This window comes from Streptococcus suis (assembly GCF_046032515.1).
GTDB classification, from domain to species: domain Bacteria; phylum Bacillota; class Bacilli; order Lactobacillales; family Streptococcaceae; genus Streptococcus; species Streptococcus suis_AL.
Map to the genome: position 1 here is coordinate 1 of NZ_JARQPJ010000001.1, position 12,681 is coordinate 12,681.

At 43.4% G+C, this 12,681-nt stretch carries 12 protein-coding genes; 8 read left to right on the forward strand and 4 right to left on the reverse strand.

Translation table 11 applies throughout. The annotated features are described in order from the left end of the window. The first annotated feature begins 141 nt into the window (after nucleotides 1–141). The 7 genes from P7J49_RS00005 (at nucleotide 142) to P7J49_RS00035 (ending at nucleotide 5,826) form a co-directional block, all read left to right on the forward strand. Nucleotides 142–534 carry a hypothetical protein gene (locus P7J49_RS00005; RefSeq protein ID WP_408568655.1) on the forward strand — a complete coding sequence of 131 codons (393 nt, stop codon included), beginning with the start codon at nucleotides 142–144 and terminating at the stop codon, nucleotides 532–534. A gap of 82 nt (nucleotides 535–616) precedes the next feature. Beyond that, nucleotides 617–1,321, forward strand: a complete 705-nt coding sequence (locus P7J49_RS00010; RefSeq protein WP_408568656.1) for a B3/4 domain-containing protein — start codon at nucleotides 617–619, stop codon at nucleotides 1,319–1,321. Between the two features lie 266 nt (nucleotides 1,322–1,587). Continuing rightward, nucleotides 1,588–2,067, forward strand: a complete 480-nt coding sequence (locus P7J49_RS00015; RefSeq protein ID WP_024378145.1) for a DUF1398 domain-containing protein — start codon at nucleotides 1,588–1,590, stop codon at nucleotides 2,065–2,067. A gap of 34 nt (nucleotides 2,068–2,101) precedes the next feature. Beyond that, nucleotides 2,102–3,019, forward strand: coding sequence for a glycine--tRNA ligase subunit alpha (glyQ, locus tag P7J49_RS00020; RefSeq protein WP_002939388.1), 918 nt, complete (start codon nucleotides 2,102–2,104; stop codon nucleotides 3,017–3,019). Then, nucleotides 3,019–5,055, forward strand: a complete 2,037-nt coding sequence (gene glyS / locus P7J49_RS00025; RefSeq protein ID WP_408568658.1) for a glycine--tRNA ligase subunit beta — start codon at nucleotides 3,019–3,021, stop codon at nucleotides 5,053–5,055. Before glyQ ends, glyS begins: the two co-directional genes overlap by 1 nt. A 9-nt stretch (nucleotides 5,056–5,064) precedes the next feature. Continuing rightward, on the forward strand, nucleotides 5,065–5,322 hold the full coding sequence (locus tag P7J49_RS00030; protein ID WP_024396477.1) for a DUF896 family protein: 258 nt from the start codon (nucleotides 5,065–5,067) through the stop codon (nucleotides 5,320–5,322). Between the two features lie 132 nt (nucleotides 5,323–5,454). Beyond that, nucleotides 5,455–5,826 (forward strand): hypothetical protein, encoded by a 372-nt coding sequence (locus P7J49_RS00035; RefSeq protein ID WP_408568660.1) that lies wholly within the window; start codon nucleotides 5,455–5,457, stop codon nucleotides 5,824–5,826. Between the two features lie 18 nt (nucleotides 5,827–5,844). Here P7J49_RS00035 and P7J49_RS00040 read toward each other — a convergent pair whose 3' ends face one another. The 4 genes from P7J49_RS00040 to P7J49_RS00055 form a co-directional block, all read right to left on the reverse strand. Beyond that, nucleotides 5,845–7,182, reverse strand: coding sequence for an MATE family efflux transporter (locus P7J49_RS00040; protein ID WP_029185442.1), 1,338 nt, complete (start codon nucleotides 7,180–7,182; stop codon nucleotides 5,845–5,847). 320 nt (nucleotides 7,183–7,502) lie between these two features. Beyond that, nucleotides 7,503–8,168 (reverse strand): potassium channel family protein, encoded by a 666-nt coding sequence (locus P7J49_RS00045; protein WP_002942648.1) that lies wholly within the window; start codon nucleotides 8,166–8,168, stop codon nucleotides 7,503–7,505. Nucleotides 8,169–8,179: 11 nt separating this feature from the next. After that, nucleotides 8,180–9,529: a TrkH family potassium uptake protein gene (locus P7J49_RS00050; RefSeq protein ID WP_408568662.1), complete on the reverse strand. Its 1,350-nt coding sequence runs from the start codon at nucleotides 9,527–9,529 to the stop codon at nucleotides 8,180–8,182. Nucleotides 9,530–10,056: 527 nt separating this feature from the next. Beyond that, on the reverse strand, nucleotides 10,057–10,596 hold the full coding sequence (locus P7J49_RS00055) for a Gx transporter family protein (RefSeq protein ID WP_408568664.1): 540 nt from the start codon (nucleotides 10,594–10,596) through the stop codon (nucleotides 10,057–10,059). Between the two features lie 184 nt (nucleotides 10,597–10,780). On the opposite strand from P7J49_RS00055, the gene P7J49_RS00060 reads away from it, so the two are divergent. After that, on the forward strand, nucleotides 10,781–12,673 hold the full coding sequence (locus P7J49_RS00060) for an FAD-dependent oxidoreductase (RefSeq protein ID WP_408568666.1): 1,893 nt from the start codon (nucleotides 10,781–10,783) through the stop codon (nucleotides 12,671–12,673). The last annotated feature ends 8 nt before the right edge of the window (nucleotides 12,674–12,681 follow it).

A 12,681-nucleotide genomic window follows, 5' to 3' on the forward strand; every position in this document is an offset into this window, starting at 1 on the left:
ATGGGACTTTTTGTATATACTTAAAAAGGCTCCATAATCTCCACGGTGGTTTTACCCACTACAGAAATTATAGAGCCGAAAAATGGTCCTTTGGACCATTTTTTTTGGCTCTTTTGGCTCTTTGTCAACTGTAGTGGGTAGATGTTAGCTCTAACTAGAGAGGATATCTTAGCCATATTTGCTTTTGTTGGATACAAGTTGTTGACTCTATTTATTCGACCAATTTTAGGATCTACAGAGAGAGCAAAATGGCTTCGTTTATTCTTACCTTTCGTTTGGTTTGTTGAGGACCCTGACAAAGATTTAGTAGATGTTGCTGCAGGGTCAACCATGTTACTTCCCTATATTATTTTGAGTATTCCTGTATTAGCATTGGCAAATTATGATGTTCCAGAATTGAAACCAGTTGGGATTGTTTTAATTTTCTTGTGGCTAACCTCAGAGTATGTTTCCCCATATTCTGAGATAATGTTTGACATTCTCTCTGGGATTTTATACAATAATGTTAATAAAATAAACACTGCCACCGGGTAGTCATGCAACAGCATTTTATGAACATCGTTAGGTCTTAGAAGATGTTCATAGGGTGCTGATTTTTTTAAAAAGGAGTGAGAATATGTCACAATTTATTGTTGATTCATCGTTTTGGAGTCTATTTCCAGATGCAAAAATCGGAGTTCTCTTATTGAAAGACTATAAGGCTCCATCGCAATCGCCAGAAGAACTTGTGAACTTGCTTGAGGAGAGTAACAGCATTGCCCAGAAATTTCTTACGGAAGATACCTTTAGTGAGAACGAGGTCATTCGTACATATCGTCAAGCCTATCAAAAATTTAAAACAAAAAAAGGCGCGCGTTCTAGTATCGAAGCCCTTTTGAAACGTTCAACTAGTGATCGTCCAGTCACAACAATTTCTCCATTAGTGGACATTTATAATGCGGCGAGTTTACGTTTTGGTCTTCCATGTGGTGCTGAAGATTTAGATACATTTGTAGGCAATCTCCAACTAACGGTCACTGAGGGTGGGGATGAATTCTATCTCATTGGTGATGAAACCAATAATCCAACTTTACCAGGTGAAGTTTGCTATAAGGATGATAAAGGCGCCGTTTGTCGCTGTTTCAATTGGCGCGATGGTGAGCGAACCATGATTACGGATGAGACAAAGAATGCTTTCTTGGTTATGGAGTTGGTCAATTCTGATAGAGTAGAAGATTTGGAAAATGCCCTAGATTTTATCAGTCAACAGGCAGAAAAATTCTTGGGAGTAGTACCAGAAAAATATCTATTAGATTGCGATAGGCCTGCAATAGCCTTGTAGGATTTGTCAGTGAGATTGTGTTCGGATAAATAGTGGTCTTTCTAGACAAATGCTGATTTTTCTGCTACAATACTAAGCATGAAAGAAGGTTATTTCAAAAGCCTGTTTAGCGAGCTTGGGAGAGTGAAAGCCAAGCCAGTCTTGAAATAATTGGCGCTTTCCCAGTCGTGACTCTGTCCGACTCAATCAGAATCATACAAATGAAGTAATAAATTAGGGTGGAACCGCGTTCTCAACGCCCCTATGTCTGTTGACAGGGGAAGAGAATGTGGTTCTTTTTGTCTGCCGACCGAGTATTTCTTGTTTTTCATCTCAAGGTGGAAGACAGCTACTATAAAGAAAGGAGACCAATGTTCACCTTAGAAAACATCAATCGAGGTCATGTACAGTTTACTGGGCCTGATTTTCCCAAACTGATTGCCTATTTTAAGGACTTGAGTATGGTAGAAAATACGGTGGATATTCAGTCTGGGCAGGTTACCTATCGCTCACAGACAGGGCAGACTCTGGAAAAACAGGGCTATCAAGCGACGGTACCTGTTTCGGACCAAGCCAATCTGGACCAGTTTGTGACTATCTTACGCAATCACCAGGCTGGACAAACAGATTTTCTCACCTTCTGTCAAGAAACAGCAGAAGCAGGTATTTACAAGTGGGTCACTGACCTAGAAGCTATGACCTGCTCCTATGTGGACAAGGTAGAGCAGCCTGTCTTTGTGGAAGCTGTACCGAGTGTGAAGAACTAGCAATTTTACAATATAAATAGAAAGAAGGAAGAATATGTCAAAGAAGTTGACTTTTCAAGAAATCATTTTAACCTTACAACAATTTTGGAATGAGCAGGGCTGCTTGCTCATGCAGGCTTACGATACGGAAAAGGGTGCGGGTACTATGAGCCCTTACACCTTCTTGCGTGCAATCGGTCCTGAGCCTTGGAATGCGGCTTATGTTGAGCCAAGTCGTCGTCCTGCGGACGGTCGTTACGGGGAAAATCCAAACCGTCTCTATCAGCACCACCAATTCCAAGTGGTTATGAAACCGTCACCTTCTAATATCCAAGAACTCTACTTGGAGTCTTTGGAGCGTTTGGGCATCAATCCTTTGGAGCATGATATTCGTTTTGTTGAGGACAACTGGGAAAATCCGTCAACTGGTTCAGCTGGTCTAGGATGGGAAGTTTGGCTGGACGGTATGGAAATCACGCAGTTTACCTATTTCCAACAGGTCGGTGGCTTGGCGACTGGCCCTGTCACAGCCGAAGTAACCTATGGTTTGGAGCGTCTGGCATCCTATATCCAAGAAGTTGACTCCGTTTACGACATCGAGTGGGCAGACGGTGTCAAATACGGCGAAATCTTCATCCAGCCAGAGTATGAGCATTCAAAATATTCCTTTGAAGTATCCGACCAAGACATGCTCCTTGAAAACTTTACCAAGTTTGAGAAAGAAGCAGAGCGGGCTTTGGAAGAGGGCTTGGTTCACCCAGCATTTGACTATGTACTCAAATGCTCTCACACCTTTAACTTGTTGGATGCCCGCGGTGCTGTGTCTGTAACCGAACGTGCAGGCTACATTGCCCGCATCCGTAACCTAGCTCGTGTCGTTGCCAAAACCTTTGTGGCAGAGCGGAAGAAACTTGGCTTCCCACTTTTAGACGAAGCAACACGAGCAGAATTGTTGAAGGAGGACGCAGAATAATGACAAAGAATTTACTTGTTGAACTTGGCTTGGAAGAAATCCCTGCCTACATCGTAACCCCCGCCATGCACCAGTTGCGTGACCGCATGGCGACTTTTTTGACAGACAACCGTTTGGCTTTTGACAGCATCGACGTCTTTTCAACACCACGCCGCTTGGCTGTTCGTGTGCGTGGTTTGGCAGACCAGCAGACTGATCTTACAGAAGATTTCAAGGGTCCTGCTAAGAAGATTGCCTTGGACGCAGACGGGAACTTCACTAAGGCGGCAGAAGGTTTTGTCCGTGGTAAAGGCTTGACGACTGCTGACATCGAATTCCGCGAGATCAAGGGCGAAGAGTATGTCTACGTGACCAAGCACGAAGCTGGTCAGCCAGCTAAGGCAGTCTTGGCAGGCATTCCAGAGGTCTTGAAGGCTATGACCTTCCCTGTCAGCATGAACTGGGGGTCCAACAAATTCGCCTACATCCGTCCTGTCCACACCTTGACCGTTCTCTTGGACGATGAAGCATTGGATATGGACTTCTTGGACATTACATCTGGTCGCATCAGCCGTGGTCACCGTTTCCTTGGAAATGAAACTGAGATTGCAAGTGCAGATTCTTACGAGGCAGACTTGCGTGCACAGTTTGTTATCACTGATCCAGCAGAGCGTCAACAGATGATCGTCGAGCAAATCAAGGCTATCGAGGATAAACACAATGTGACAGTCGAAATTGATGAAGATTTGCTCAATGAAGTTCTCAACTTGGTCGAGTACCCAACTGCCTTCATGGGCTCCTTTGACACCAAATACTTGGAAGTGCCAGAGGAAGTTTTGGTTACTTCTATGAAAAACCACCAGCGTTACTTCGTGGTGCGTGATAAGGCTGGCAAACTCTTGCCAAACTTCATCTCCGTCCGTAACGGAAACGACCAGCACCTTGACAATGTCATCAAAGGAAACGAAAAAGTCTTGGTGGCCCGTCTGGAAGATGGTGAGTTCTTCTGGCGTGAAGACCAAAAACTCAAGATTGCTGACTTGGTGGAACGCCTCAAAGTCGTGACCTTCCATGAGAAAATCGGCTCACTTTACGAGCACATGGAACGCACCAAAGTTATCGCAGAAAAACTGGCTGACTTGGCAGGCTTGTCTGCGGATGAAAAAGCAGATGTGGCACGTGCGGCGGACATCTACAAGTTTGACCTCTTGACAGGCATGGTCGGCGAGTTTGATGAATTGCAAGGGATCATGGGTGAGAAGTATGCCCTTCTTGCAGGGGAAAAACCTGCGGTGGCAGCAGCAATCCGTGAGCACTACTTGCCAAACTCAGCAGAAGGCGAATTGCCTGAAAGCAAGGTCGGTGCGGTCTTGGCACTGGCTGATAAATTTGATACCCTTCTATCCTTCTTCTCTGTTGGTTTGATTCCTTCTGGCTCAAACGACCCTTACGCTCTTCGTCGTGCGACACAGGGTATCGTGCGGATTTTGGAAGCATTTGGTTGGGAAATTCCATTGGATCAGTTGATTGCGGAGCTCTACAGCTTGAACTTTGCCAGCTTGACCTATGACAACCAGCCAGCTGTTATGGACTTTATCCGTGCTCGTGTAGAGAAGATGATGGACAAGACCATTCCGAAAGACATCCGCGAGGCTGTACTTGCCAGCTCAACCTTTGTCGTTAGACTGCAACTGGCAGCCAGCTCTGCTATTTTCCAAAAATCAAAAGAGGCTGACTACAAGGAAGCCGTGGAAAACTTGTCACGGGTCTTCAACTTGGCTGAAAAGGCGGAGGCGACTGCGATTGACGAGGCACTCTTTGAAAATGAACAGGAGAAAGCCCTTGCTGCAGCAGTGGCAGGCTTGGAGTTGACAGAAGACATGGCGGGCAACTTGGACAAGCTCTTTGCTCTTAGCCCAGTCATCGCAGCCTTCTTCGACAATACCATGGTTATGGCAGATGATGCGGCAATCAAAGCCAACCGTTTGGCTCTACTGAAATCTTTGGCGGATAAGGCAAGTGCAGTGGCCGTCTTCAATCTCTTGAATAGTAAGTAGGAGGCAGACATGGAACAAGCAAAAATCGATCGGATCAATGAATTGGCTAAAAAGAAAAAAGCTGGTACCTTGACACCAGAGGAAAAAGTTGAACAGGCTCAGCTCAGGGAAGAATATATTGAGGGGTATCGTCGAGCAATCCGTCATCATATTGAGGGGATTAAATTGGTTGATGAAGAAGGCAACGATGTGACGCCAGAGAAACTTCGTCAAGTCCAACGTGAAAAGGGCTTGCATGGCCGTAGTTTGGATGATCCAAATTCCTAAGAATAAATGATAATAAACAAGGAAAGACTAGGTTTTCTAGTCTTTTTTGTGCTTTTGAGAATATGTATTTACTTGTTTACTTAGTTTGTAAATGATAAAATAGAGATATAATAGGTTCAGGGAGGATTTGTCATGAAAAAACTACTCTATTTTCTCTTGTTTCTTACCTACATCGCATGTGCATACAGCACGATTTTCTTTCTGCCTTTTATGTACTTTTCTGGAATTGTTGAGGCAACAGGAGTTGGTCTGGGCCTAAGCTATTCCCTACATCAAGAAGTCAAAAAGTATCCTGAAAAACAATTGTCAGAGTATTTACCGTGGGGATCTAAGAGGGACAAGATTATGGTAGTAACCATTCTACTTTTCTCCATTTTGGTCAGTTTCATTCCAGATGTGAATTGGCATAGAGGCCTGGCAATCCTCTTAGGTATCAGCTATGTACTCCTTTGGCAAGCTATGCTTATCCAATTCTTACGAAGATACTATTTAAAAAACGCATGAGACTTTCATGCGTTTTCTTTATATACTTTGTCCAGCTTTTAATTTTTTCATAAAGATGATGGAACTTGGAATCAGGACGATGATACTGCCAATCCAGGCGGCTGGGTTAGCGGCGGCGGTTCCATAAAAACCGAAATACTGCATGCCGATGATGGCGACTGCTGCACGGAAAATCAATTCCCCAAAGCCTGCTAGTGTTGGGATAAAGCCCTTGCCAAGTCCCTGAATAAAGCTACGAAGAATAAAGAGGGAAGCGACAATCCAGTAACAAGAGCCGTTAATGATGTAGTAAACAAGAGCCAAGTCCAGCACTGTTTGACTGGCATTTGGCAGAAATAGACCAGAAAAGAAACGATTGCCCAAGATGAGAATGACCGCAAATACAATGGCCCAAGCAATGCTGAGGAGTAATGAGTGGCGCACCCCTTCTCGAATACGGTCATAGAGTTTGGCACCGTAGTTCTGAGCAGTAAAGGTTGCGATAGCCAAGCCCAGATTGACCATGGGCAACATAGCCAACTGGTCAGTACGAAGGGCAATGGCCTGGGCGGCGATGGCGTCTGTTCCTAATTGGTTGACCATAAACTGCAAGGTCATGGCTCCGATGGCGATAATACTGGCTTGAAATCCCATTGGAAAAGCAAGCTGGGCATGTTTCTTGAGATTATCCCTATCCAATTTTAAATCAGCTAGTCCAATATGATAGTGAGGTACCTTGTGGATAATGTAAAAAATAAGAAAGAGGACCGAACAGGCTTGGGCAAGGATAGTTGCAAAGCCAGCTCCGAAAACGCCCCAGTTCATGACTAAGATAAAGAAAAAATCCAGACCAATATTGATAAAACAAGCGATAACTAGAGCAAGTAGAGGTGTTTTAGAGTTTCCGAGACTGCGTAGGGCTGAAGACAGGAAATTATAAAAAATAGTAAAGGTCAATCCGCCAAACATGGCCGTTAGAAAGGCATGGGAGTGGTCAATGATACTCACAGGCGTTTGCATTAAGACCAAGATAGGTTTCAAAAATGCTAAGGCTGAGACTGTTAGTAAAAGGCTGATGAGGGAAGCGTAGAAGAGTCCGTGGACAAAAGATTTTTTAAGCCCCTCTAAGTCGCCAGCTCCAAAGCGTTGGGCAGAAATAATGGTTAATCCATTGGTGACACCTTGGGCAAAGCCGATGATTAAAAAAATCAGGCTGGCTGTTGAACCGACACTTGCAAAGGCATCCTTTCCCAAAGTATGCCCCACAATCATGGAATCAGCAAAATTATAGGCCAGTTGAAAAAAAGATCCAATCAACAAGGGAATAGCGAATTGTAAGATGACCGCAATCGGTTTTCCTTTGGTTAAATCATTCATAACGTCTCCTTTTGACAGATGATAAGCCCACTAGATAAATGATAGTCTAGTAGGCTTTCTAGGGATAAAATATTTCTCCTGAGAACGGAGTATAGGGCGTAAATTTGTTATTTATACTCTTCGAAAATCAAAATCAGACCTTGTTGACTTGATTTGATGAGTGAAATGCTCCACTGGAGCCTTTCAGCCTGTTACCTTGAAACAAAATAGTAACAGGGTTCTATCTGCGTAAGTAGTAACGAACTGCGTTCGCCCTATCTCCAACCTCCAAAGGTTCTCCAAAACTTTGGAGCTAGTCTGTTTTTGATTTTCATTGAGTATTAATTTGTCAGCTCTTCAAAATGATCGACAGTGTTATGGTCTGTTACTGCTAAGATGAGTTCGTCAGATTTGAAGACATAGTCAGGAGTTAGTTGGATGTTTAATTCCTGATTTTTGCCACTTCGGTAACCGATAATATTGAGTTTATAGTGTTGACGGAGTTTTAATTCGCCGAGTGTTTTGCCAATCCATTTTACTGGCGGGTGAAACTCAACAATGGAAACATTACCGTCAAGCTCAAAAAGGCTGGTTGTGTCGCGGTGGAGTAATTGTTTGGCTAGGGAAATACCTGTTTCGCGTTCAGGAGAAATAACCTTATCAGCACCAACTCGGAGAAGGACTTCTTTCGCAGTTGTTCCTTTGACTTTGGCAATGACCATAGGAACGCCTAGGACCTTGCTATGCATAACAGCAAGGACACTGGATTCCAAGTTTTCGCCAGTAGCTACAACAACAGCATCGCAGTTACCGATTCCTGCTGCACGTAGGAGCGAGCGATCGGTGATGTCTCCGACAATACCGCGCGTGAGAATAGGCTCTAGATGATTGATACGTTGCTCATGATTATCAATAGCAATGATATTGCAATCGTAATTATGTAATGTTTTTGCAATGGTAGTACCAAAAACTCCCAGGCCGAGAATTCCGATAGTATAGTTTGGCATGATTTCTCCTTTTAAACAAGCATAGATGATTTTGCGTATTGAAGACTTTCGGTTTTAGATAATTTTCGAACAGAAAGGCTTGCGAGAATAGAAAGTGGACCGATACGGCCGAAGAACATGAGCGCCATAATGACTGCTTGACCGGCCATGGTTAGACTTGGTGTCTGATTGGCAGTAACACCCACAGTGGCTAGTGCTGACATGACCTCGAACATTAAAAATAGAAGTGGTTGTCGGTCATCTGTTAAGGCAAGTGCGAAGAGTCCTATGATAAACATAAGCAGGAAGACGGAGAATGTCGCAAAAGCTTTGCGGATGCTGAGGTTATCAATGGTTCGTCCCATAAAGTTGGTATGAGGGAGACCGAGAATCTCGCTACGAGCATAGAGCACTAAGGTTAGGAAGGCGGTTATTTTAATACCGCCGGCTGTTCCACCTGGGGCTCCGCCAAGCATCATCTGAAAGATATAGAGCAAGAGGGTGATTGGTTCAGCCTTCGTGTAGTCGATACTGGCAAAACCAGCGGTTCGCATGGTGACCGTCTGGAAAAAGCTGGCTAATAATTTATGACCAAATGATAGTTGCCCGATAGTAGAAGGGTTATTCCATTCGGTGAGTAAGGTAGTCAGAGTTCCGAGGGTTAGTATAATGGCTGTTAGGCCTAGAACAATCTTTGTATGGAACCCTAGTTTTCGTAGGCTACGTTTTTGCCCGATTTGTGTCTGAAGGTCAAACCAAACCGAGAATCCAAGACCTCCCATAATAATGAGACTGGCTAATGTTATATTGATTAGAGGATTATCCACATAGCGCATGATGCTAGTTGTGCCAAAATTATCAAAACCAGCATTACAAAAGGCTGATATAGCTACGAAAATCGAGGTAAATAAACCTCTCGCCCATCCAAATTCGGGTACAAAATGAAAGGACAGTAAGAGGGCTCCAAAGGCTTCGACCGCCAAGGTAAAACCAAAAGCTGATTTGAGGAAGTTACGAAAATATTTTGTGTCAGATCGGTTTAGAGCCTCTTGTAAGGTCGCCATATTGATGAAGTTCATTTTACGACCACCGCGTAGAGCAAAGAGACCGATAAATCCTATCAAGCTCAAACCACCAATTTGGATTAGCATCATACAGATAATCTGTCCAAAAGTAGAATAGGTTTCAGCAACGGCTTTGGTAAATAGCCCTGTCACACAAACCATGGAGACAGATGTGAAGAGATGATCCCAATAACTTGCTGTAGAGGTGCTAATTTGTGAGATGGGAAGACTTAGTAAAATTGATCCAGTCAGAATCACGAATAAGAAACTGATAATGATTCGCTGACTGGGAGAAAGTTTGATCCTAAATGGTGACATAATTCTACCTTTTCTCAAAAAAATAAAAGATGAAGATATTGTAGCACAAAAGAAAGAAAATGTACGACTAAAACACGCAAAGAACCTGATTTTTTCTCTTCTTGAAAGCTTCCTTGTTTTTTATTACCATGGATTTTATAAGTGGTGTTTACATGAGGTGGCTCATTTTATTTGTGACACCAGGATTATGGGGAAATTATTATGGATAATGAAAAAGTGGTGCGGACCATAAAAAGAAGAGGCTGGGCAACAAGCCCAGGACCACTTCTCAGAGTTCGTGTCAACATCTCAGCGCAGTGGTTGATTGGCAGATTTGTTCGTGTTTTGCACTCCAAATCTGGCCTATACGACTGATGCGAACAGAGTTCGCTTCATTTCCAACCTCCAACAGTCACTACTCTGACTGTTGGAGCTATGCGGGGGTGGGAGTGAAACAGTCTGGGAATAGACTGTTTCAGCTCAACAACTAGAAATAAAGACTTGTTGACGAACTCTTTTTGAACTAGTCGAGTTCTTTCCCACTCCCTTTATTTCCATTCTGCTAAGACTTGTTGATGATAGTGACGTAAAGGTCCGACCTTTTGGAGAAGGTAGGTAGCAGCCAGTCCGACCAATAAGCCTGATAAAATTCCTGTAAAAGCGAGGATTGGTAGGTAGTTCAGTACATAGAAAGAACGGGCGATGGTAGCAAAAACAAGAAGCTGACCAAGATTGTGCAACATCCCACCCAGAATAGAAATTCCAATAGGACTGACACGTTTTGGACCGAGCTGCTTGGCAGAGAGCATTCCTACATAACTCAAGGTAGTTCCGGCAAAGCCATAGAGGAAGGTTGAAAAGGTGCCTCCCAGAAAGGTTGAGATGAGCAAGCGTAGTGCGACAACCTTTAGGCTATCCTTTGTAGGGAGGGTAAAAATAGCGATTAAGCTAATCAAGTTTCCAAGTCCTAGTTTGGCACCTGGAGCAAAGGCAAAGGGCGGCGTAATCATTCGCTCAATTAAGGAAATAACCACTGCTTGAGCAGCTAACATGGTAATAAAATTAAGGGTTTGTCGTTTGGAATTCATGGAACTGTAATAGAAAACTCTTTCTAGTTGAATATCTATTTTACTATCATACTTGTTTTTATTCACTCTGGCAAGTTTTGTCTGTCGTATATTACTAATTATTGAAATTCGCTTGTCAACTATCTTGGAATGCGTTATAATGGAAACATGTAATTTGTTTTGATTTTCACAAGGAGGAAACATTGTGACGAAAAATATTGTGATTGTCGGTGCTGGTTATGCGGGGATTGCAGCAGCTCGATTGCTAGGGAAAAACTTTAAAAAGGATCAAGATGTAACAGTTACCTTGATTGATAAGAACTCTTTCCATACCTATATGACAGAGTTGCATGAAGTTGCGGCTGGGCGTGTAGAAGCCAATGCAATCAAGTATGACCTTCAACGTATCTTCAAAAAATATCCAAAGGTTCAATTGGTAACAGACAAGGTTGTTGAGATTGACTACGATAAGAAACAAGTAGTTGCGGAACACCAAACTCTGGATTTTGATTACCTGCTCCTTGCAATGGGTGGTGAGGCTAATGACTTTGGTGTGAAAGGTGTTAAAGAACACGGTTTTACACTTTGGTCTATCGAAGCAGCAGAACGTTTGCATGACCACATGATTGATGCTTGCTATCGTGCCATGCGTGAGCATGATGAAGCCAAACGTCGCGCTCTTTTAACCTTTACCGTTATCGGTGCTGGCTTCACAGGTATTGAGATGATCGGTGAGTTGATTGACTGGGTACCAATTTTGGCACGTGAGTTCAAGTTGGATCCAAAAGAATTCTCACTTAAGGTTGTTGAGGCAACGCCAAACATCTTGGCTATGGTTACTGAAAAAGAGCAAGTCAAGGCTCGTAAATACCTTGAGAAAAAAGGTGTGGAGTTGGTGCTTGGTGATGGCGTAGCAAGCGTTCAAGAAGATAGCTTGACACTTTCATCAGGTCGTCAAATTCCTACCTATACCTCTATTTGGACAGCTGGTGTTCAAGCCAATACAGATGCAAGTGAATTTGGTATTGAAAAAGCGCGTGCAGGTCGTTTGGTAGCCAATGAGTTCATGGAAGCGAAAGGCAAGGAAAATGTCTATGTAGCAGGTGACTTGGTCTACTTTGAAGAATCAGAAGGAAAACCAACTCCACAAATTGTTCAAGCAGCTGAGCAAACAGGTCATACGGCAGCAAGCAATATTATTGCAGCCATCAAGGGTGGCGAAAAACATCGCTACGAAGGCAAATACGATGGGTTTATGGTATCTATTGGAGCACGCTACGGTGTAGCCTTCTTGATGGACAAATACCACATGTCAGGCTTTATGGCAATGGCTGTCAAACACATGGTAAACCTACTCTACTTCTTTACCATCCGTAGTTTCTTCTACATGGGTTCTTATGTTCGTCATGAATTCTTTGACATTCAGAATAAGCGAAACATTTTCGGAGGTCATACTTCAGGCAAAGGAAATCTTCTCTGGTCTGTGCCAATGCGTGTCCTTTATGGTTCAGTATGGCTCTACGAAGGTATCAAGAAAGCCTTTGGTCTATTTGGAACAACATCATGGTTTGGGGATCAAGTTGTCTTCCCATTCCCTTGGTTAGCTGATCCAGTATCTGGTGCATCTGCTGCTGAGGCGGTTTCAAGTGCCTCACAAGCGGCAACTGCTACGGCAGAAGCGGCTGAACCAATTTTTGGTTTGAGTTATGCTTATGGTGAAGCACCGATGGCAGTCCTTGATCAAATGCCTGACTGGTTCGCATCAATCATGGAATTTATGATGCCAAACCAAGAAGTTGCTCTCTTTATGCAGAAATTCATGACTCTTGCTGAAATTGGTATTGGTCTTGCCTTGATTGCTGGTGCATTTGTGTGGATTGTATCTGCAGCAACTGTTGCATTGGTCGTTATGTTTAGCTTGTCAGGTATGTTCTATTGGGTCAATATTTGGTTTATCCCAGCGGCGATTTCATTGATGAATGGTGCGGGTAGAGCCTTCGGTCTAGACTACTGGATTATGCCTTGGTTGGGTCGATTCCTTGATCAAAAGATTTATGGGAAGCCCAAGCACATTTACAGTTTAAAGGATAAAAAATAAAGGAAATT

Bases quoted from the DNA above. Each gene is read 5' to 3' on its own strand.
- P7J49_RS00005 (WP_408568655.1), top strand. From the start codon at position 142: ATGTTAGCTCTAACTAGAGAGGATATCTTAGCCATATTTGCTTTTGTT.
- P7J49_RS00015 (WP_024378145.1), top strand. From the start codon at position 1,588: ATGTGGTTCTTTTTGTCTGCCGACCGAGTATTTCTTGTTTTTCATCTC.
- P7J49_RS00030 (WP_024396477.1), top strand. From the start codon at position 5,065: ATGGAACAAGCAAAAATCGATCGGATCAATGAATTGGCTAAAAAGAAA.
- P7J49_RS00050 (WP_408568662.1), bottom strand. From the start codon at position 9,529: ATGTCACCATTTAGGATCAAACTTTCTCCCAGTCAGCGAATCATTATC.
- P7J49_RS00045 (WP_002942648.1), bottom strand. From the start codon at position 8,168: ATGCCAAACTATACTATCGGAATTCTCGGCCTGGGAGTTTTTGGTACT.
- P7J49_RS00035 (WP_408568660.1), top strand. From the start codon at position 5,455: ATGAAAAAACTACTCTATTTTCTCTTGTTTCTTACCTACATCGCATGT.
- glyQ (WP_002939388.1), top strand. From the start codon at position 2,102: ATGTCAAAGAAGTTGACTTTTCAAGAAATCATTTTAACCTTACAACAA.
- P7J49_RS00010 (WP_408568656.1), top strand. From the start codon at position 617: ATGTCACAATTTATTGTTGATTCATCGTTTTGGAGTCTATTTCCAGAT.
- glyS (WP_408568658.1), top strand. From the start codon at position 3,019: ATGACAAAGAATTTACTTGTTGAACTTGGCTTGGAAGAAATCCCTGCC.
- P7J49_RS00055 (WP_408568664.1), bottom strand. From the start codon at position 10,596: ATGAATTCCAAACGACAAACCCTTAATTTTATTACCATGTTAGCTGCT.
- P7J49_RS00040 (WP_029185442.1), bottom strand. From the start codon at position 7,182: ATGAATGATTTAACCAAAGGAAAACCGATTGCGGTCATCTTACAATTC.